Source organism: Polaromonas aquatica (assembly GCF_042659145.1).
GTDB lineage: Bacteria > Pseudomonadota > Gammaproteobacteria > Burkholderiales > Burkholderiaceae_C > Polaromonas > Polaromonas aquatica.
Window position 1 is genome coordinate 80271 of sequence record NZ_JBHSRS010000017.1, and the last position, 22541, is coordinate 102811.

Below are 22541 nucleotides of genomic sequence, written 5' to 3' on the forward strand. Positions count from 1 at the left end.
TTATGAAATGCACCCCAATATTTCTGGCCGTGACCGCTTCGCTTTTGGCTGGTTGCGCAACAGGGCCGGCTGAAATCGCTGGCATCAAATCGCAAGTTGCAACTGCCAAGGCAGAAGCTCAACGTTTGCTCGCTACAAGCATGTCACCAGTAGTTGCCAGCCCAGTGAGTTACACCGATCAAAGTTGGGTGCCTCTGCGCAAATTGGAAAAATCGGATCGTGATATCGCGAATGCAAAAGCGGACACGGTAAAGATCGAAATCAACCAACGATTCACAAGTTTGAATGATGTTGCTGGTGTGGTTTCATCATTGACCGGGCTGCCAGTATTCATCGGCGCTGAAATTCGTACACCGACTGCGGTTGGCATGCCCACAGGTGGGCAGATGCTTGGTGGGCCACCTTCTTCAGGAATTCCAAGTATCCCTGGCGGACCACTGCCAGCTGGTGGCTTCCCTTCAGCCCTCGCTGGACCTGCTTCGTCGGCCACAGGCCAAATCACTGTCGCATCACCATTTTCGGCGAATTACTCGGGCAGTTTGACGGGCTTCATGAACATGGTTTCCGCCTACTACGGCGTATTCTGGAAAACGGAATCATCTGGACTCCGGTTTTTTCTGATGGATTCGAAAACGTTCAGGATTGCCGCACTACCAGGTGATACACGCTTGAGCAGTTCCGTGGAATCCGCATCAAGTTCAACAGGTGGTGGTTCGTCTGGCACATCTTCTGGAGCAACCCAAACAGGGTCTTCGGCGAACTCAACAGGCGTTGGCTTTACTGGACTGTCAGTCTGGTCAGGGCTGGAATCAGGCATCAAACAGATGCTGAGCAAGGACGGCCGCGTTATTGCTAGCCCTGCGACTGGCACTGTCACCGTCACGGATACACCGAGTGTTCTGGCGCGAGTCACGGAATTTGTTAATAGCCAGAACAAGGCTTTAAACCGCCAGGTATCTGTCAATGTTCGTGTTCTCTCCGTCGAACTCAATGATACGGATGACTACGGCATTAATTGGGACGTTGTATCCCAAAACCTCAGTGCCGTTTCAGGCGCCTACTCAGTCGCCTTAAAAACTGCATTCCCCAAAGCGAGTGGGGCGGGCAATTTGGTAATTTCCGCACCAAATACCTCGACGAGTCGCTGGGCGGGGTCTAGCGCCATGATCTCCGCACTTTCTACGCAGGGAAATGTTCGTGAGTTAACTTCCTCTACTGTTGTGACGCTCAACAATCAGCCGTCCCCTGTCAACGTCGGCCGTCGTATTTCGTACCTGGCAAGCTCATCCACAACCCAAACACCGAATGTGGGTGCAACGACGGCATTGACGCCAGGCAACGTGCAGACTGGATTTTCGATGACGTTGATTCCTCACATCATCGATGAGAGTGAACTGCTCTTGCAGTATTCCATTGATCTGTCCTCACTGTTGCGATTGACAACTATCACTTCGGGTGAGGCATCAATCCAAGCTCCTGATGTATCGACATCGAACTTCATCCAGCGCGTTCGCATGCAGACTGGTGAAACTTTGGTTGTGGCCGGCTTTGATCAGGACAACCTTTCCGCCGTTTCAAACGGTATTGGCGCGGCAGAAAACCCTCTCCTTGGTAGTCGGAATGGAACCCGCAAGCGCACGATGCTCGTGGTAATGATCCAACCTACTCTTGCACCTTAATCACCTGAATCGACGTTCCGATGAGAATCATTGAAATTCAGTCAGGCAAAAAGACGCTGGAATTCGTAGCGGGCTTGATTTGGCATCCGCTAAACACTAACGCCACAAGGTCAGCCCGTGCTAAAGAAGTCCTGAGCTTCGCTGAAAGCGGTGGCGCGGACTTGAAAGTAATGCGAGGTGACGATTCGCCGCATGTGGGCTTGGCCAAAAAGGCGGATGGGGCAAAAGCCGGTCAACTTTCTGCAGCCGCGGTAATCGCCGATTCGTTGGCCAAAAATAGCGCCAGAAATATTCTGGTCGCCATGTCGATTCCGGATAACCAGGATGTATATGTGTACGTCGCAGTTCGGGGCGGAGTCATCCTTGCTGACGGTGATGCCGTAGGGACTGCAGACGAAATTCGAGTTCGCATGGGCGGCGCCATTTCGTTTGGTGGATGGGATCGAATAATTTGTCCAGCTGAATGGGGAAATCTTGACTCAGAAGAGCGAACTTTCGATAGTTTCTTTTCGCAGGAATCTCTCAATAATTTAAAAAGTTGGCGGCTTGAAGAAATCAAACTTGCGTGGCGCAAGGCCGTGTTGCCATTACTACTATTAATTGCTGTTGCAGGTGCAACTTCATATGGATGGAATCTTTATCAGAAAAAGAAAATAGCAGCGGCTGAGGCACTGCGACTGCAGCAAGAGGCTGAAAACGAGCGTGGCCAACGTGTCGCGTCTGTTGTGCCGACCAAACCATGGCTTATTAGTCCAGGTGCAACAGCTTTTGCTCAAGCCTGCTCGATGGCGTACAGCAAAGCTGAATTGGCCGGTGGCAACTGGACCCTTGATGGCGTAATTTGCGAGGGCGGGCTGCTCACAGTGACTTGGAAAAAGACAAGTGAACAGGCTTGGATAAGCCATCTGAAAACCACACACCCCAATGCAGTCATTGCAAATGACGGGCAGAGCGCTTCCGTGGCAATCCAGGCGGTCGCCTCACAAATTCATGCCCCCGTGACATCGTTGCCCAGCGCTAACGGGTTGGCGTTGCGTTACTACGATCTCGCATCACGGTATGGATTAGCACTTCGCATTGAACAGGCTAGTGCGCCTGCAGCGCCGGCGGTTCTACCGGGACAGGTCGCCAATGCGGCACCTGTCACCCCGTCTACATGGTCCTCTTTCGGGGTAAACATTACCGCGAACTTTGATCCCGCCGAAGTAGCGGCGGTGCTCGACTACCCAGGGCTTCGATTTACAAAAATCGCCTACATCCACAAAGCTGGCGCCATCCAATATCAGTTGACCGGAGTTCAATATGTTCGTCTTTGAAAATAAAAAATCTTGCATTTTTCGTGCGCGCCATGTACTCGCACTTGCCCTGTTCTTCACAACGACTGTCTACGCGCAAACAAAGGCAGAACCTGCCGCGGTACCGGTCGAATCTGCCGCCACGTTGCCGTCTTCGCCAATGAGTTCTGCAACCGCTGCCGAGATTCAGAAAATCAGCGAAAACATGACTGTTTTGCAAGCCCAGTTCAATCAGTTAGAACTTCAAGCCAAGATCGCTGCCAAGCAGCGTGAATTAATGGCTGTGAGTGGAGGAATGGTCAGTTCGTTTGGCAGCAAGAACGGGAGCCCGGCAATTGTTTCTGTCGCAGGGCTTATGGGCAGTTTGAAAGCGGTTTTAGTTTTCCCGGGGGGTGTCACCCAGCGGGTCCAAGAGGGTGATGTGATTGAGGATCGCCGCGTGTCCAAGATAGCAGTGAATGAAGTCGTGTTAACCGACCTGAAAGGAAAAAACGTTCAACGCCTTTCATTTGGAACCACACCAATTACACGCGAGGCCGGTTCATCCATTCCTGGCAGTGGTGCGATTCAGGCTCCGCCTGGTGGAATGCCGTCTGTCCCAATGGCGCGTTGATCACCTTGGCCTGCAACTCATTCAGTAAACCATCAGTACATTTCACGAGGTAAAAAGCATGACTTTTCACGCTCTCACGCCCACTCAAGGTACCGATCTGGAGAAGATGGTATTTTTTGATCAGGGGACGCAGGTTCTCTATGTCTCCAAGAACAATGCATTTGAAGCTCCTGTCAGAAGTTATATGCAGTTGCTCAATGAAAAGAGTATTCGCTATGAGGTGCAGTCTGTTGCGATGGATGTCATTCATCAAAAAAGACTTTTGAATGACAACGCGAAGTCGGAGGTCATGGGACGAAGCGACATGCAGCGCGCCGCGACGGAAATATTTAAGGTGGCTGTTGAGCGGCGTGCCTCTGACATTCATATCCGCGTTGCCAGTAAAAGCCACACAAAGATCATCTTTCGCGTCCATGGTGATTTAGAGCTCTATGAGGAGCATCCAGCATCGTGGGGAAAGTTGTTGTGTTCGGCAATTTATACCGGCATGTCTGATATTTCTGACGCAACATTCGAAGAACTGTCGCGTCAGGACGCTCGAATTTCTGTACGTGAAAATCTTTCACCGGGCCTCGATGGCATTCGAATAGCAACGACGCCCCAGGTCGATGGGCTCGTCATGGTTTTGCGCCTGCTCTACAACGATGAGGGCAAATCCATTGACATATGTGATTATGGCTATACAAGAGATCAGCAGGATCTAATCGATCAGATGAGAAGCAAGCCTACGGGCATCAATATTATTTCTGGTCCAACCGGGTCTGGAAAGTCGACGACTCTCAGATGTACTTTGCTCACTATTCACAAAGAGTGTCACGGTACAAAAAACATCATGACAGTTGAGGATCCGCCGGAGTATTCGATGCCGGGGATTGTGCAAACACCCGTTGCGAACGCCAAAACTGAACAGGAACGATCGGCTGCTTTCCAGGAAGCCATCAAGGCTACGATGCGCCTGGATCCTAACGTGATCATGATTGGCGAAATGCGTGATACACCATCGGCCAGCCTAGGCATGCAGGCCGCTATGACCGGACACCAGGTCTGGACCTCGGTTCACGCAAACAATGCGTTTTCGGTCATCGATCGAATGGTCGATTTAGGCATCTCCAGCAATGTCATGACTGACGACGCAATCATTACGGGGATCATCTGTCAGCGATTGATCAAAGTTCTTTGCCCGTCTTGCAAAAGGCCATTGGCAAGCGTCCTTGAGCGCTATGCGAAAGACGACCTTGAACGCGTTATGAAGGCGGTCGATGTATCGTCCGCGCATGTGATTGGCGATGGATGCCCTGAATGTCGCGGGCGTGGCATATCTGGTATGACTGCAGCCGCCGAGGTGGTTGTACCTGATGAGCCAATGATGGACCTGATCCGAAGTGGCCAGAAAGCCCGTGCAATCGAATATTGGCGTGGCCGTGGTGGACGCACCATGCGGGAAATGGCGATTGACAAAATAAACGACGGATTGTGCGATCCGTTCAAGGTCGAAGAGGAGATCGGGCCACTCAGCGACATGACGCTAACGTTCGCAGGAGATGGCAATGACTCTTGATGAATTGAATAGTGCTTATGTGCGTTGGCAATTCAGGAGTGCAGGGAAAGTCCGACAAGCACTCTGGAGAAAGCTTTCGAAACAATTGCGCGATGGAATTCCACTTATTGCGGGCCTGAGTGAGATTCGTGCGCTGAAAAAGCCGAATGCAGCAATTTCTGTGGCAATTGCTGAATGGGTTCGCGGGCTCAACAATGGCCGAAAACTTTCTGATGTGGTTCAGCCATGGGTGACAACCGAAGAGAGCATGTTGATCGTGGCTGGCGAACAGTCAGGATCGCTGGATGATGCTCTTCAATCCGTGGTCAAGGTCGCTAAGGCTTCGGCCGCGATAAGGTCGGCGGTGATTGGTGGATTGGCGTACCCAATTTTCCTGCTGTTTGTGTCAATTGCCGCTTTGTATTTCTTTGGTTTCAAGATTATTCCGGCATTCTCAAAAGCGGCACGTCCAGATGTCTGGGTTGGATTGGCCCGGACCATGATTGATGCCGCTGCTTTTATTCAAAATTGGCTGCTTTGGATCTGTGTTGTGGTTGTCATCCTGGTGGGCGCCTTTTTTGTTTCGCTCCCACGGTGGAATTCATCGGTTCGGGTAGTTTTGGACCGCTACGCTCCATACAGCATCTATCGCGTTATGCAGGGATCCTCCTGGCTGATCGCATTGTCTGCACTCGTCCAGGCGGGCGTTCGGATCGAGACAGCCATTGAACAACTTGGAATGAATGCACATGCGTGGGCTCGTGCACGAAGTGACGCAGCACTAAAAGGCTTGCGTGCTGGACGTAATCTGGGCGAGTCGCTTGAGAGAAGCGGATATGAGTTCCCAGACCGCGAGATTATTTCTGACATTCGTCTGTATGCGAGCAAGTCTGGCTTTGACGAGGCTCTACGGCAAATCGGAGATGAGTGGATTACAGAGTCAGTGGATCGAGTCAAGTCACTGATGAATATTGTCTTTGGTGTCAGCATGTTGCTTGTCGGTGGCGTGATCATGTTTATCGCCGCTGGATTTGTAGCCATGCAGTTGCAACTCACTCAAATACTGCAGCGTGCGACGCAATAGTTTCCTTTACACATTCACTGTTTATTTTTTTAACCCAAGGAGCCTCTCGTGAAAAAAACTCTTCGCTGCCATCAAGCCAATGTTAAATCGCAACTCGGTCTGACGTTGATCGAAACGCTGGTGTCTCTTGCAATCTTTGCTCTAGTTGTTGGCGGTGCGCTTGCACTATTCGGATCAGCATCGTCAAGTCAAACGACAACGCAAATGACTTCTGATCTGTCTGCCATTCGTGCTGCAACAAAATCTCTCTTTTTCGGACAGGGTGGATACGGTGCAGTCAGTTTGAACGAAGTTCTGATCAACGGGAAAAAGGTTCCAAGCACCATGCCAATCACTGGCGTGGCTCCTGCCCGCGTGATCAATCACAGCCAGAATGGCACGGTAACCGTGACGGGCGCAAATACACAATTCACTGTCGCACTTACCAATGTGTCAACCGATGTATGCATTGGAATCGCTTCTGCGAACGGGTGGAGCTCATTGCAGATTGGCGCAACCAACAATCCGGTTCTCCCGATCAGTCCTGCGACTGCATCGACCCAATGCGCAGTCTCGGACCCCATCAACATGACGTTTACGTCCTTGTAATTCCAGTCCCGGTATAACTTACAACTTAGACATTTCATGGCCCTCAAAGATCTCATTTTCTCGGATTTGTACTTAGGTGTGAGTGACGCCTGGATCTCCGGTGTTCCTGGAACATCAGACCCAGTAGCAACCCCTCCCGAGGATGTTCCCGAAGTAATGAAACTCCGTGAGGCCTGTGATGAATATCGCGCTAAAAACCCCGAGCGCGAAGATTTCCCGATTCGATACGCGGACGTCAGCTATCGAGCATCTGTGATGACAACGATTGATGAGGTCGTCTATGTGCTCCGTCGTTTGAGCGAGAAAATTGCATCTATCGCAGAATTGGGCATCCCTCCCGGCTTTGTTGAGATGATGATGCGCCCCAAGTTGACGGGTCTATTTATCATCAGCGGTACTTTCGGGCAGGGAAAAACCACTACGGCTTCGGCACTGCTCGCTTCGCGCATCGGCAAATATGGTGGTGTAGCGATCACTGTTGAGGAACCCCCTGAAATGCCCCTGCATGGTAGACACGGGGAGGGTGTTTGCTACCAGACCTGGGTCCAGCGCGGCGGCTTTGGCCATGCTTGTCGGCAAGCAGCTCGTTGGGCGCCATCGATCATTTTTTTGGGTGAAATCCGGGACTCTGAGACAGCTCTTGAAGCACTTCGCGCCTCCATCAACGGCAAGCTGGTGATTTGTACCGCTCATGCCGATAACCCTGCGATGGCAATTGAGCGAATATTTGCACTGGCTTGCGCAGATGGCTCATCACCTGATGATGTCCTTGGCATGTTGGCATCCGGATTGACGGCGGTGATTCATCAAAAGCTGGAAAGCACTGGCTCACGTCGTCAGTTGATATTGGACCCTTTGTTCATGACTGCCGAAGACGGGCAGGGCGCTCGAAATATCATTCGCCAGCGTAAGTTCGATCAGCTCAAGAGTATTGGTCAGCTCCAGAAAAATCGGATGATTGTCTCGGGCGGAAAAGCAATCAGCTAAGCAACTTATGCCAGTGCTCGCTTCTGTTTTCTTTGTCGCAATGGTCACTCTTTTGGGGGCCTTGTACGTGCCCGCCCAGGAGGCCCAGCGGAATACTGCTGTTGCAGATGTGGGCGCTACGTCGCTATTGGCCTATCGAGAGTCAGTGATCAATTATCTCAATGGCAACCCTGGTTACTCAGGTACCGTTCCTGATTCGTCTTTGACGTTTATTTGGGGATACGTTCGTGATCCTCGATGGAGCAATGTTGTCAGTGGCGGGACGCTGTACGTGTATGAAGTAGTGGCCAAATCACCAAACACGTCTTTGGTGCTGGAAAAGCTGTACCGGAAAACTGCTTCGTCATTCATGGTCGGCCGTAACGCATCAGGTTTGCTAGTCAGTGCAAATGGTTTTTCGACTGGGATTACTGTTCCCGCAGCTGTCCCGAACGGTGCACTTGTGTTTGTAGGTAAATAATTATGAACTCGGAACAAACAGAAAAACGCACTCAAGCGCAGAAGACTATGGCCGCCTTGCTTGAGGTTGCCAATAGTGAGGTTGAGTTCAGTGACATGCTGATCTCAGCTGACGATCCTGTGATGATCTACAACGCAAGCGGGTGGACTGAATTTCCAGACAAGAGGTTCACGCATGCTGACATTGACTTCGTTCTTGAAGCAATGCGTTCCGATTGGCAAGCTCATCTGTTGGCCGGTGGCTTCAGCTGTCCATTTGAAGTGGGGCCGTGGCGTCTGCGCATTACGGCTTACCTCGTTTTGCGTGGCAAGAAAAAGAGGCTTGCCATTCGGCGGACACCTATCAAACCAATTCCGCTCAGTGAAACTGGGTTGCCTGACCAAATCAGGCTCATGGCTGAAAACCGTAGTGGCATCATTTTGATTGTGGGTGCCACAGGTGCGGGCAAGTCCACCACCATGGCTGCGTTGGTCGATTTCATCAATACGACCCGCAGCGCCCACATTGAGACGATTGAAGATCCCATAGAGTTCGTCTTTGAGAGCAAAAAATCAATTTTCTCGCAACGCGAAATCGGATCGGATACGCCCAGTTTTAGCGAAGGCGTGCGTGGCGCAATGCGGCAGCGTCCTGACGTGATTGTGATCGGTGAAATTCTTGACCGTGTAACCGCTGAGAACGCCATTCTTGCGGGCGAGTCCGGACACCTGGTCATCGCCACCATGCACGCCAGTTCGGCTTATGGTGCCATTCAAAAAATGCTGTCCTTTTTCCCAGGTGAGGAGGCGGCAAAACTCACATCGCTTGCAACATCGCTCATGGGTGTGGCCTATCAGGCGATGCTTCCTGCAGTGGACGGGATTAAGGGAGTCGTGGCCACTGAACTCCTTTTCAATCACAAGCAAGTGTTCTCCCCAATTCTTGGTGACGCAGTGAAGATCCAGCAGGCGCTTGATGCTGCAACGGACGGCATTTCAAGATCGCTCGCATTCAGTTTGGCAGAGCATGTCAAAGCAAAGCGCGTGACCAAAGGCGATGCTCTGAGAAGTGTCGCGGGTCAAGGCGCTGTGTACGCCCGCGCCCAGGTGTTGATAAACAATTTGTGAAGTCATTCTAGGTATGGTGAATTTGATGAGAACCAATGAATTTCAGATCTCTGGCGCACGCTGCTCCTCGAAACAAACGGGCTTAACTCTGCTCGAAGTGCTTATCAGTTTGACTATCATCGCCAGTGCGACGATTGGTCTTAATACGGTTGCAGACCGTTTTTCTGACGACACAAAAAACACCGTAGCCGCCAGCCAGGGGCGCTCTTTTGGTGAAGCTGCGAAGGCTTATATCAAGGACAACTATTCAGCAGTGCAGGGCATTGCGACCGCAACAGCACCTGCTTTGATTGATGTTCCCACCTTGATCGCTTCGGGCAATCTCCCCGCTGGATTTTTGGCTCAGAATGCTTTCGGCCAAAGCATGTGCGCCTTGGTTCTACAACCGACCGCCAATCGCCTGCAGGCGATGGTTATTGCCGAGGGCGGTACCGTTATCGATGATCTTTCGTTGGGGAATATCGCCGCCATCGTTGGAGGAAGTGGTGGCGCCGTTTATGCGTCCGATCCATCGGTCATTCGTGGTGCTATTGGCGGATGGTCGATTCCGGCCGCAACTTTCGACAATCGCGTGAACAACGTCGGAAAGAGGTGTGATGGCACGGCGGGAAATGTCCGATTTACTGCCGGACACCCAGCGATGGCGTTGTGGTTTGAGAACGGTGACACTTCTTCCGCTTTTCTTGCCCGTGATCCGGTTCCTGGCCGTCCAGAGCTGAACCAGATGAACACCCCACTGGTCATGAACTCGGTCCAGACTGCCGATGCAGTTTGCTCCAGCCTGGGAGCCATTGCTCGCGATGCGTCAGGCGCAGTTCTGTCGTGCAACGCCGGTAAGTGGAAGACGCAAGGCTCTGCCTACTGGCAGGACCCAGTTGCCAACTTTGCGGCCTTGCCCGCTTGTGCGGCGGCAATCTCCGGCCAGACCCGCATCGTCTCAACCCCAACGACCGGCACCGGACCCCGTGCCCATACCTGCGACGGCGCCGCCTGGAAGGCCTTGGCTGTCGATGACGGCGGCAATTTGACGCTGCCAGGCATTCTTGCCACCGGCAAAGTCCAACTCAATGACACCGTGGTCCTGGGGGCCGCTTGTAGCCCAAATGGCTTAGTTTCCAAGGACGCCACCGGATTGATACTGTCTTGCCAATCCGGGTTGTTTGAAAAAGCCTCGCAGACCAAGATCACCACAAACAGTTATTTCAGCGGGCCTGGCATAACCACTGTCACCTTTTCCAGGCCGTCACTCATTTTTGTTGAGGGTTGGGCTTGGGACCTTAATACCACGTCTCTCAGCGACGCCTACATTTATGGCTATATCGATGGTGGGGTTTGTGGCCAGGACCGTATGGCCGCCTCCACTGGGACGAACAGCTTCGCCTCTTTGAGTTGTACCCAATACCATGGGCCTGGAACACACTCAATTAATGTGAGCGGCTTCGGCATCCAGACCTGGAAAGTCACCGTGCTGGAGCTTTAATAAAGCTACTGAGTGAGCATTGCCTAGAAGCTAGGCCCAGCAGTTAAACGAATAGAAAACGAATTCCCATGTGGCGTTCCAGCCCGCTCCGGTGTAGAGCTGCTGAGTGTTGTATCCAGCTGGGCATGAACAACCACCAGTCGATGGATTTGCAACGTAGCAATCCATTGACCCTGAAAATACTGAGTATTGCATCGCATACATCCCCCCGTATTTGAGTCGGCCGCCGCCACCGACCCACAACCCGGATTGGCAATGGCTGCTCTTTGCAAGCCTATGAGCACAACCAAAACACTGTGTCCCACGGATTGAAAAAGTAGCCTGCCCCTGTTTGGTTTGTCGCGTAGCCTGGTGGGCATGAGCAGCTACCCGTTTGAGGGTTGGGTCCCCAGCAGGCGCCGCCAGAGTAAGCGACAAAAAAACTGCCCCCGTTTCTTGCCACCTTGCTCCAAACCCCGGATTGGCAAGGCGCTACTGGAAGCGAGAGCAGACCATCTGGTGAAGAAAACCGACGTCGGAAGGCAGACTCTGGCCGCAACCACCATATACAGATCCGGCCTGTCCCGATGTGGAGTTATTGAAGATGCTTGTCTGGCATACCGACTGTCCACTCGGAACTTCAATAGCTGACGAGGAAGTTGCCGCAAATCCGGTTGGACAGTATCGCCAGACTGCCGAACCGAAGTTTTCGGTCCAATTGAAAACCTGAGTGTCGGGGACGGGGTTGAACTGCTTTTTCCAAAGCCCGGATTGGCAATCTTATGAACACGACCAAAACACCGTGTCCCATGGGTTGAAGTAGTAGCCTGCCCCCGACTGGTTTGCTGTGTAGCCTGTTGGGCATGAGCAACCACCAGTCTGGGGATTTGGCCCCCAGCAAGTTCCAACTGAATATTCGACAAAGAAACTGCCACCGTTTTTTGTCACTTTGCGGTACGCCCCGGATTGGCAAGGTTGGCCAATAAGAGTGAGGCCATGCAGCGTTGCCAATCCGGGTTGTGGGCCAAGCCTGGTTTAAATTGGAGCGCACCCATTTTTTACGACGCGAACGGATGGGGTAATCGAGTTACGGCCACTTCTAAACACTCCCATTGCTCGCTGGCTTCCGCCGGTACAAATGAAGGCGGCAGATGCTCGCTGTATCAGGTCGCCGATAGAACGTGGCGACTTGATCAGGCAACCTCTAGTGGCGCAGGCTATGGATGGTGCGAGGCTGCTTGCTACAACTGAGCGTTTTGCCAATCCGGGTTGTGGGGCAAACAGAACAAACCCTCATACACCGACAGTTTCAATGGTGGGTTTGCAGCCGCGTCACCATCGGTATGCAGTAGCAACGACCTGGTTCGCAAATACACCCTGAATCTTCCGTCTCCTTCCACGGTCCTCATGCAACTGTGGACCTTCGCAGGAGGCACAACGAACACTCCTTGCATCTCGTACAACGCGGCAGTTTGCGGAAGCAGCTATAGCGCCTTTACGGGCACATCGGCCACCTGCATCGCTCGATTGCCTGCGGGCTTGAATACAGTCGAATTCACGGCACATTCCCCCATCGCGGACAGCAACTGGTTCGCTGGCTCGATCATCGTCACACCCGACTGATGCCAGCGCAAAGGCCCGCCTTTGCAATTCAGACTTGCCAATCCGGGGCGTGGGCCGGTAGCAATAGATTTAACACTGAATGGACTGATGTCACGTCGATCCGGGCATTTGGAATACCGTTTATCAATGATTCGGGCAGAGTGCGCCACGTCATCGTTGCCGCAAATACAGTTAGTGCATGGGGGTCCAGTGGCATTGGCGTGTATGTCAATGGAGCGCTCATCACCTTTTCGATGATCTCTCTCTCTTCAAGCACGTGGTTGATTAATCCAGTGTCGTTTTCCGTCAATCCCAATGAGAGCTATTTGGTGAACGGAAACTACACGAATACTCCAGCAAGCTTATTGATTTGGTCCGAACGAGATTGACAAGATTCCGAGAGAACCTTGACGTCACATGCAAATATAGAGGTCGTACCAATAGTCCCAAGCAAGATAAATGTAGTCTCGCCCGACCCGCCCAGGACCCTCTGCAGAGTACCCAGCTGGGCAACTGAATCCGCCTGTCAGTGGGTTTACAGACGAAGCCCCATTCGATAACTTGTAGTACCCACCAAACGGCTTTGCTTGTCTAGCCCAAACCCCGGATTGGCAAGGCGCAGGGCTACCGCACGCAGTCATGCCAGGTTATTGTTTGGCAGCAATCTGTTGAAAAACCTGTATAGATATACGAGGCTCCACTACAAGTCCCCCAAGTCTGTATCCAGCCCTGATTTGGCCCCCAACTGGCGTGCCCCACCACTCCAACGCCCGTCTGTTTGCTCCAAATCCCGGATTGGCAAGGCGCTATGGGCAGCTGTAAAAGATGCTGCTGACGGGAACGTTCCCATAGTCCATCGAGTTCGACCAGTTGTACTGAACGTAGCTCTTAACTGATTTGCTGTTGTACATCACAGTGTATGTTGACGACGTGATGGCAGCATAGTTGACGATTAGGACGGTAGGACTTACAAGACTCACCTGTGCACCGTCTACTAAATATTGGCACTGAGCGTTGAATGGATTTGCGTCAGCAAGGCTTAGCGGCCTCCAGCCGCCAGACTGTTTCCCCCACAACCCGGATTGGCAAAACGCAATATGCCTTCAACTCGTGCCGGTCAGCCTTGCCAATCCGGGTTTTGGGAATTTATCAACAAGGGGGCGGTTGCGTATGGCGGGTCCTACTTGGTCATGTCCCACACCAGCTCATCTACGCAAGCAACCATGGACATGCTGGCCACGCTTTCACCACCAGGCTGCGGTTCGGTGAACTGGGCAACTGGCGCTTGCGCGTGCCCGCCCGGATATTCTTCCCGCGTCGTCGGATCGGGTTATGGGTTCTGGGCTGCTCCTTGGGATACCCTGTATCAGGGCTATACCTGCGAACAATCTCTTTAAATGCGCGCTTTGCCAATCCGGGGTTTTCCAGAGGCAGGCAAAAACAACGTTCTACGACTCATTTTCAGGAGGGTATATCCCGAAAGTAGTGGCTACGGGCTGTACGACCCCTATTGCCTCAAGGGCGTACTCCTTGACCTTAAAAGAGGACTCTGTGGTGAACGCCTCGCTGCATACGGCGAACGCTGAAAGCGCTGCTGGAGCCTGGGATGCAAAGTCGATCACATGCATCATGGTTAATGGTGGACTTTGTAGTCAAAACTCTGCGTCGAGCACGAGTAGCGCAGGCTCCAGCGCTACGTGCATAACAACGCTTCCTGCTGGAACGCATACCCTCGAATTTGTGGGTTCGCTGTCGGGCTTGTTGAGCTTTGGCGGGTCCCTGGTCATCCTCCCCCTTTGAATCGGTCCACGTTCCAAAAGCAGACCTTCACTGACCGTTAGTTGCAGACATAAAAAAACTGCTGATCCTGGAGACCAGTACATGCACTTAGTGCGTTCACCATTGCCTGCAAGCTGGCGGTAAAGCCTGCAGGGCAGGCCAACGCACCACCAGCCATTGAGTTACCTACGCCGCAGCCTGAATTACCCACCATGAAGCCGCCACCGCCTTTAAATGATTTCGCCCACAACCCGGATTGGCAAGGCGCAATTTGCAGCTTGTGGCCACGTTGCCAATCCGGGGTTTGGAACGGTGCTGGTCTTGGCTACGGTCAGGTACTCACGAATGTCACATCCATCCGCGCGTTTGGCGTTCCGTTTAAAAATCTCAGTGGCAGGCCAATTCAAGTGGATGTCGTTGCGCAAGTAGGCGGAACACCAGCTTATGGCCACGCCTTCTTGACCGTCGATGGTGTCTTGGCATCCATGACTTCAAACGGTATGGGGGACTATGACTATTACGGCTCTGTCTCGGGCATTGTTCCTGCCGGTGGTACTTACATCGTTGGTACGGCGGGGCCGGTTACATTGCTTTCGTGGGCGGAAATGCGGTAGAGGTCTAGCTTTGCCAATCCGGGTTGTGGGACGACGGCAGCTTATCTGTGGCCGGAAAAGATGTGCAATCGGGTTCTGTGAGCGATGTACTTACATATTTAGGAACAGGCGGAGATGGACTTAGCACCTACTGCAAAGAATATATTGAGACTGTTAAGAGTACCGGGCTCGTCGTTGTCAATATCCAGACAAGCGCAATTAGCCTAGTTGAAAAACTTGCTCAGCTAGTTGCTTTCGTTTATGTGGACGGACGACTGACTGCATTAAATTACGACGTTGCGCAGACGACCGGTGGCTTCAGCGTATCGGCTTCAGCCTCAGAAACGCTCCTCCAAGGTAATAGGTCAATTCGGATATGCGCCTCTGGTCGAGCGGTAGATAGTTGGACTGCCACGTACTCAGTTAGCGTTTTGAAATAGCAACGTCAATGCGATCATGAGCGTTTTGCCAATCCGGGTTGTGGGCGGGACAGCCGATGCCAGCCTCTTACGATGATGCATTTGATGGATCTGGATTCTCTCTAGGTTCGAACTATTGCTCTGCAGCACCATTGCCACAACGCACGTATGTGCTCACGCTTACCAAGCGGTCGATAGTGCTGATGTCATTGATAAATGGGAAGGTTGGTGAGGGGTCTATTGCGGGAATTGGAATCAGTGGGGTGCTTTGCGGATACGACGCCTCGTTTGTTCCTGGCGCTTCATATTCGACAAGCTCCACGAGTTGCTTCAAGAAGCTTGACCCAGGCACCTACATTTTCAATTTTTGTATTGCGGATGGCAGCGTAAACGGCGCCGGGTCTATCGTAGTGATCCCCAATGAGTAGCCCTTGATCCGCCGTGTTGGCCAACCCCTCAATTGAAGCAGACAGCCCTTGTGTTCGCGCTGCCGCTTACAACCCACTGGCGTTGGCCATCCGAGTTTGTGATGCCGTAGGGATAAATATAGGAACCGCTTCCGCTGTTCGGAAATGATCCCCCATTGGAGGCGCAAAACTGATGCCAGCCGGTGGACACCATGCCATCAGTTAGATACTCAGTCGTGGTAGTTACAGCATTGCCACCGGACTTTCGCCAGCTACCGGATTGGCAAAACGCTCAGTACAGCACGTCAAGGAAGACAACCCCAGCTCGACCCGGAATGCCATTCGTATACAACGAGGCGGCGCCGTGGACAGCGCGTGAGCATCCGGCGCACCGACCCACGCCGCCACCGCTTCCGTATCCCAGCGGCGTCACAGCGCCAGAAAAATATCCACCGTGGTTTGCGTAGTTGTAGGAATCTGGTTCGTACATGATGACGTATTGACTGTACGCGCCTTCACCCCCAGCGCTACCGCAATTTCCTCCGCTGGAGGGTCCACCTAGAGTGGATGAACCGCCTGTGCAACTGAAGTAGCTGCCAAAGCTCGTGGTACCGCCGTATGAGCCTTCAGCGCCCGCACCTCCGATGGTTATGGGTATGGATTGGCCGGGGACCAGGTCAACCGGCCGGGAAAGAAGATAGCCACCACTTGAGCCGGTTGCGTAGTACTGCAACCCTGACAAACCGCCCCCGCCCCCTCCTGCGAGGCTGATGTACGCTGTTTTGACGGAGTCAGGGACAGTCCACGTCGTGGAGCTGGTGAAAACGTAGCGATAAAGGCTTGGCTGCGCCGACTTCGCCCACAACCCGGATTGGCAAACGCGCGTCAACCAGGACAACATAGATAGTGGTAGTCGCCGCCGGCTCCCTGGGCGGTATAGCGACAAAGATTTCCACCCTGCCAGGTTATCTCTCCGCGCCACGTACCCCAGGTCGAATAACACGACTCAGTCCACCAGGTCCTGACGGCGCTGACCCACAGCCCGGATTGGCAAAGCTAGACCTCTACCGCAATTCCGACCAAAGGAGTGCATTGAGGGCGCCGGAAATTGTTAGCGAGTAGGAAGCTCCTGGCGGCACTGTCGCGGTCAACGTGTGGAGATCCGTGCTAGACCCCAGCCATTGAGACGCCATGACGCCTTGCACCCACAAAACCGCATTACCTCCAGTTGAACCAGCTATCACAGATACCTGAATCGCCCTCGATGTGAAGTTCGTGTAAGGAACACCAGCCGCTCGCATCGCTGTGAAATTCGCCCAACTCTGCCCATACCCAATTCCGAAGCCGGTCCAAATCCCGGATTGGCAACGCGCAGCCCACACTTTTTGTGCGGACCTGGCCGGCTACAGTAGTGCTCGCGATCCGTACGCATCAGCGACGCTCGATGCTCCATCGCCGACAAAATAGGTGACTATTTGGTGACTACCAGCAGGGAGCCATTTAAAACAAGTAGCCGAGGAGTAAGGGGTATAGCCCGCTGTATCTGCCATCCTATCGATGGCACAGTTCGCTCCATCAACGATGATTTGGACATAGGAAGACCCATATGGCCAGGCAGCTAGATGAGTCCCAGTTGCCAGAACATAGCCGCCAGCCGTGGTCGTGAAATTGTCGACGTAAGCACGACAAACGCCAGGAACGGAGCAGCTGCTCAATGCCACATAGGGATACTCCACGTAGTCTTTAATCGGCCCCCCTTTCCAAACCCCGGATTGGCAAAACGCAAGCTAATTGAGTGGGCTTACGTGGATTGACATACCAAAAATTGACAAGGGATTTGCTACGCCAATCCTGACGGTATGGGTGCCTGCTGACACGCGCCTTTGACAAGTTCCAGTGACGACGGAGGTCATTGAAGACTCGGCGTTATTCGCGCCACCACAAATAGAACCATCAAGCACCACACAAACAAAGGCTCCCGTTGTTGTGTTCGCCGAATTGATCGAAGCGGTTGCGAGCACAAGACCTTCGCCCGGGCTGTTGAATACATGCTCTGTCACATATATCGGCCCTTCGGTGCAATAACCATCTCCGCCCGCGAGATAGGTGGGAGCGTCAGTTGTTAAATCACTGTAGTAAGTGCTTTTTGCTTGTGGTTTCCAAATCCCGGATTGGCAAAACGCTAATCAAAGCAAGTGGCACGGCACACTGTGTACGCCGAGAATGAGTTCCCATTGTCAAGCGTCCAAGTTCCATCCCCATTTGGGTAAATAAGACACCGGTTGTATCCCGCACTGGAGTTGCCACCAGCTCCGGCCAGCGTGCAAAACTTATGTGTCGCAGTGGGCACAATTGTTGAGAGATCGCTTGAAGTTGCATCGTAATACGTTGGTGCTTTCCAGTCTGGAGTTTGTCTCAGCCACGCCCCGGATTGGCAAAACGCAATCTGCCTTCAACTCGTGCCGGCCAGCCTTGCCAATCCGGGTTGTGGGCGCGGCAGGCGATCAACACCGTCACTTCGTATAGCGGCACTCTTTCAGCGGGTGCGTACAACAACGTTCAGACCACCGCGAAGCATCGGTTCTGCGCCCTCTCAGCCGTAGGACAAAGCTTTTACGGCGCGGCGTACAGCGCGTACGCGCGTTGCCTTACATACCCAAACGGAAACGGCACCTGGTCAGTTGATTCGGCAACCTCGGCGGCGCTCACCGTGGACTACGTTTGTTTTGCGACCTGCATTGATTAGCATCTTGCAAATGACTATTGATACGGATAATTCCGACTAAAGATACGGATATTTTTCGGAATGGAAACGATGTCAAAACTCACTGATGAGCACATCCAGATTCGAGGTATCGATATAGGTCAAAGTTGGCAACGTGTCACAGGTACTCACGTCAACATAGTTGGCCGACTTATACACATAGCAAATCCATGTGTTTTCTAAGGCGACATTGGTCGTGGAAGAGCCCGAAAGGATGTAGTTCGTTTTTGGAGAATTAAAGAAAAATCGGTATTGGCCTGCTCCGAGCCTTTGTGCTGAGCTAATTCCCGATGAGCCGAACACATACCCAGATTCCCCGCTATAGGCGATCCAGGTGCTTGGTTTTCCAAGGCTCTGCCACAACCCGGATTGGCAAGGCGCAATTTACCGACCGAGGCCACCTTGCCAATCCGGGCTGTGGGTCAATTCGCATGCTGTGTCTATTTCAGCCGACCTCAGAATTTTTCTTATCGGTCCGACCACCGCCCAGCTCGGGCGTTTTATATATTGCTCAGCAAGCAGAATTTGGCTTGAACCTGGCGGTGGTTCGACCTTCTTCGATGTCTATCCCACCGACGTACAAGATGCACTCGGGAAGCGGAATTGGGAAGCATCAGCGACCGGTGGAACTGGGAACAATCGAATTCATGCGGCCTGTTTTTAGCTTCGCCATCCAAGCGAGGAGCGCCTTGCCAATCCGGGTTGTGGGTGGATAAGTCATTTGACGGTCGATTCACTGAGCACAGTGCGTTCAATGGGGTTGTCGATCTCGGCTGGCATCGTGTTTGCCTAACGGGCCGTTTGTTCTCGTACGGTGGCGTGTATCGCGGAAGTGGCCCCGATACACAGGGGCGCTACTTTTGGCAACTTTCGGCCGGTGGGAACTGGAATTCGGCAAATTGTTGGGACTAATGCGCCTTGCCAATCCGGGATTTGGTCTGCTGATGGCGCTGGAGCCTATGGAAAATGGTGCGGGACAATCGGAGGCCAGCCAGCCATTGGCTTGGGTTGGATGAAAAGAGGCTCAGGGCTATTTACTGGTGACATTTGGGACGGAACACCTGGAAGCCATCCTTGGGGTTCTTTTGTGGAAATTTGTCTCAGTGATCTGGCCTGCGTTACTAGCGTCCTTCAGTACAGCGTGCTCACGCCCGATGTGAGGGCTAGATATGTCGCCAAGGTTTTTCTGCTGCCCTACGTGGCATGGATGTGCTCGTGATGTCTTGCCAATCCGGGGCGTACACCCGGTATGTGCAAACAACTGGTGACTTGATGACGGGGCGGCTGGGCGTTTCGGCCAATGACTGGGGGTTAACTCTATATGACAGTGGCGTAAATCCAAACGTCTCGGCAGGCAACGCGCCTGGCTCTGCGTACCTAAACGATGTCTATTTGAGGTCAATTGGCCGTTGGGGAAGCACCATCTTTGGTGGGCATTTCGCAACCAATATATATGTTGGTTGCCTCATCGGGAACCCGAGAGCTAGTGGTGCATGCGGTTGTCCTGCAGGTTTCAGTGCATATCAAACCGGCCAATACTCACAGTTCACCGGGTCTGATTCGAATGCCTATATATGTCAATAAACGAAACCCGAGAACATCGACCAGCGCCTCGCCATAAAGGGGCTACCAACCCCAACAGGAGGCGACGGCACGAGCCATGGGATACGGATCAGTAGTGGTACCACACGTCGTGGAGCCGCCGCCGCTTCCTAGAAATTTAACGTCGCTTGACGCACTACCCGATCCACACGAGCTGTTGGTCTCAATTAATTGAAAACCGGCAGGGCAATAGGCCGTAGCAGTCGAATATCTGGCTCCACCAGAAGTTGAGGTTACGCCGAACCAACCAGAATCAACCTGGATGACAGCGGCTGGTTCCCCTGTTCGATGCAAAACCCCGGATTGGCAAAGCTGCGCTCAGGTAGCGGTCTTTAATCGGGCCATGAAAATATCCGTATCTTTAGTCGGAATTATCCGTATCAATAGTCATTCGAAAGACTTCATAACGGAGAGATCATCAGCGTCCCCGAAAGGTGAGTCGTCCCCTGCTCGATAAGCACAAAATCGATTGTGTGAGTTCCGGCTTCGATATTTTTGATGCACGTAGCGCTGACGCTGGAATTCATGGACCCAGCGTCAGCAGCGCATAAATTGGAGTCGATAAACAGGCAGACGGCAGGACTCCCTGATGATCCCATCGAAGATGTCAACGTGATGATCGACTTCGTTGGCGCTTCGTAGACATACGATTTCCTTCGCGTATTCAGTACCCCTGTGCAAATGCCATCTGGTCCAGCTGGCGTCATATCGGCGAAGCTAATTGTCTGAAACGCTGCAGGCTTGGAACCCACCCAATCCCAAATCCCGGATTGGCAAGGCGCGAGTCACTGCTGCACACATGCCAACAGGGCGACATTCCGTGGGCGAGTTTCTGAGCCGCCTATAGGCGCCGTTATGCCATAGCCATCACCACCGCCGCCGGAGACAACATCGACCGGGCCCCATGTTGCGCCGTTGGTGTAGATGACCCTGCTGTCAAGTCCGTGGTTGTGGGCCTGCAATTCGTTAGCCTGCCAAGTGCCCAGGTCTCGCGCAGGATCTGCACCACGCCCGTTATCCCATCCCCTAATGAACTCACCTCTGAGGTCTATGGTGCCGGCTGTCCCGTTTGCGGGGGTCCATCCCAAAGGGCAAACCATTGAATTGAAGAACGCATATTGCCCGGCCGTAGTGGGCGTACGCCAAAACCCGGATTGGCAAAGAGGTATCTATACCGGACTGATCAGCATGAAATCCTCGCCCTCTTCATCGACCGTCATGTTCGGTCGAGGCGGTATCCTGCAGTCTTTCATGAGCGCCGCCAATCGCCTGAGCAACGCATTGCTTGCCAGTGCAACCGCCTCCTGCATCTCTTCGTGATCAACCTGGATGTCGGTGAAATCTAAAAACGAAAGGTGGAATCTGTCGCCCTCATTCCTCACGCTTGCAGGGTAGGGCATAAATATCTGCATGACAGCACGAACGCCTCGATGGAAATTCTTACCGCCATCAAGTTTGCTGACAAGCATGCGCGCTCGCAAATGTGTGTAACGCTTGAGCATCTGAAGACTCTTATGACCGCTGATCGCCGCAATCTCCATCATGTCCAGCGTACCCAGCTCGAACAATCGAGAAATTGCTTCATGTCGCAAGTCGTGGAACCTAAGATCAACGATGCGGGTCTTCTGCATGATGAGCCGCCAGGCCGACTTGAACCTGTTGACGTTGCAGTCAAAGACCAGGCCAGTACGCATGGGGCCTAAGCTATTCAAGATCCGCACGGCAGCCAATGAAAGGGGAACATCACGCTTACTGCCGTTCTTGGTGTCAGGCAGGTGGGCCACACGTGATTGCAGGTCCACATGTTCCCAGAGCAGGCCGAGGATCTCGCCGCGCCTCATGGCGGTTTCCAGTCCAAACGAAACGATGGCTGCAACAAGATGGTTTTTGGTCAGCGCGCAATAGCGCAGGATGCGTTTTTCCTCATAGCGCTCAAGGCGTCTCTGACGACCTGGGGGGATTTTCGGTTTACGAACTTTGGTGACGGGATTGCCTGAGCATGCCCCCCACTCAATCTCTGCAATTGTGAAAACGTCCGAAAGTAGGGACAGTTCGAGACGAACCGTTGAAGGCGAAATCGACTTCCCATCTTTGCCGAAAATGGTTTTCAGTCTTAGGTCACGATAGTCCGCGATGTCAACGGTCGTGATTTCATCGATAGGTTTTAATGCCAGTGGATATCGACGAATGGTGTTCGCACGGTATTGCTCCTGGATCTGTCCTTTTTTCTGTGATGAAATTCGGTCGGTGTACTTGGCCAGGGCATCTTTTAATAGCAACTTACTCATCGTACCGGCGCCTGTGAATTCTCTTCTTCTGTGATTTGGAAATCCATTAAGACGGCCAGCTTGACTTCAAGTGTTATTGCAAGTCTGCAAATGTTGATTAGGGCGATATTCCTTTTTCCGCACTCTACGTCGCCTAAATAGCTGCGTGAGATGCCACTTTCAAGTGCAAGCGTTTCTTGGGACCACCCTTTGGCTTTTTGGACTTGACCCGTTTTCGTAGACACATTTCAGCTTCCAGTACGAAGCTGCTCGAATGCCAGCGGGCTCAGAAGGTCAAGA

Annotated in this window: 14 protein-coding genes; 11 read left to right on the forward strand and 3 right to left on the reverse strand. The window is 52.7% G+C overall.

Annotated features, from left to right (window positions below):
* Window positions 1–2 precede the first annotated feature (2 nt).
* From pilN to ACFQND_RS08350, 11 genes are all read left to right on the forward strand, one after another.
* Window positions 3–1679 (forward strand): PilN family type IVB pilus formation outer membrane protein, encoded by a 1677-nt coding sequence (gene pilN / locus ACFQND_RS08300; RefSeq protein ID WP_377413071.1) that lies wholly within the window; start codon window positions 3–5, stop codon window positions 1677–1679.
* Between the two features lie 20 nt (window positions 1680–1699).
* Window positions 1700–2995 (forward strand): type 4b pilus protein PilO2, encoded by a 1296-nt coding sequence (gene pilO2, locus ACFQND_RS08305; protein ID WP_377413074.1) that lies wholly within the window; start codon window positions 1700–1702, stop codon window positions 2993–2995.
* A complete protein-coding gene (locus ACFQND_RS08310) occupies window positions 2982–3587 on the forward strand; it encodes a type IV pilus biogenesis protein PilP (RefSeq protein WP_377413077.1) in 606 nt (201 codons plus the stop codon). Before pilO2 ends, ACFQND_RS08310 begins: the two co-directional genes overlap by 14 nt.
* A 58-nt stretch (window positions 3588–3645) precedes the next feature.
* Entirely contained in the window at window positions 3646–5145 is a 1500-nt protein-coding gene (locus ACFQND_RS08315; RefSeq protein WP_377413079.1) for a GspE/PulE family protein, read from the forward strand.
* Window positions 5135–6208: a type II secretion system F family protein gene (locus ACFQND_RS08320; protein WP_377413082.1), complete on the forward strand. Its 1074-nt coding sequence runs from the start codon at window positions 5135–5137 to the stop codon at window positions 6206–6208. The genes ACFQND_RS08315 and ACFQND_RS08320 overlap by 11 nt, the downstream gene beginning before the upstream one ends.
* A 48-nt stretch (window positions 6209–6256) precedes the next feature.
* Window positions 6257–6796: a type 4 pilus major pilin gene (locus tag ACFQND_RS08325; RefSeq protein WP_377413085.1), complete on the forward strand. Its 540-nt coding sequence runs from the start codon at window positions 6257–6259 to the stop codon at window positions 6794–6796.
* Window positions 6797–6832: 36 nt separating this feature from the next.
* On the forward strand, window positions 6833–7783 hold the full coding sequence (locus ACFQND_RS08330) for an ATPase, T2SS/T4P/T4SS family (protein ID WP_377413088.1): 951 nt from the start codon (window positions 6833–6835) through the stop codon (window positions 7781–7783).
* A gap of 7 nt (window positions 7784–7790) precedes the next feature.
* Window positions 7791–8243, forward strand: a complete 453-nt coding sequence (gene pilM / locus ACFQND_RS08335; RefSeq protein ID WP_377413091.1) for a type IV pilus biogenesis protein PilM — start codon at window positions 7791–7793, stop codon at window positions 8241–8243.
* A gap of 2 nt (window positions 8244–8245) precedes the next feature.
* Window positions 8246–9349, forward strand: coding sequence for a type IV pilus twitching motility protein PilT (locus ACFQND_RS08340; protein ID WP_377413093.1), 1104 nt, complete (start codon window positions 8246–8248; stop codon window positions 9347–9349).
* Between the two features lie 25 nt (window positions 9350–9374).
* Window positions 9375–10829: a shufflon system plasmid conjugative transfer pilus tip adhesin PilV gene (gene pilV, locus ACFQND_RS08345; protein ID WP_377413096.1), complete on the forward strand. Its 1455-nt coding sequence runs from the start codon at window positions 9375–9377 to the stop codon at window positions 10827–10829.
* A 3572-nt stretch (window positions 10830–14401) separates the two neighbouring features.
* Complete coding sequence (locus ACFQND_RS08350) at window positions 14402–14803, forward strand: hypothetical protein (protein WP_377413098.1); 402 nt, start codon at window positions 14402–14404, stop codon at window positions 14801–14803.
* Window positions 14804–15900: 1097 nt separating this feature from the next.
* Here the strand turns inward: ACFQND_RS08350 and ACFQND_RS08355 are convergent.
* The 3 genes from ACFQND_RS08355 to ACFQND_RS08365 form a co-directional block, all read right to left on the reverse strand.
* Window positions 15901–16509 (reverse strand): glycine-rich domain-containing protein, encoded by a 609-nt coding sequence (locus tag ACFQND_RS08355; RefSeq protein WP_377413101.1) that lies wholly within the window; start codon window positions 16507–16509, stop codon window positions 15901–15903.
* Window positions 16510–21143: 4634 nt separating this feature from the next.
* Window positions 21144–22262 (reverse strand): site-specific integrase, encoded by a 1119-nt coding sequence (locus ACFQND_RS08360; RefSeq protein WP_377413104.1) that lies wholly within the window; start codon window positions 22260–22262, stop codon window positions 21144–21146.
* Complete coding sequence (locus ACFQND_RS08365) at window positions 22259–22486, reverse strand: helix-turn-helix domain-containing protein (protein WP_377413107.1); 228 nt, start codon at window positions 22484–22486, stop codon at window positions 22259–22261. The genes ACFQND_RS08360 and ACFQND_RS08365 overlap by 4 nt, the downstream gene beginning before the upstream one ends.
* Between the last annotated feature and the right edge of the window lie 55 nt (window positions 22487–22541).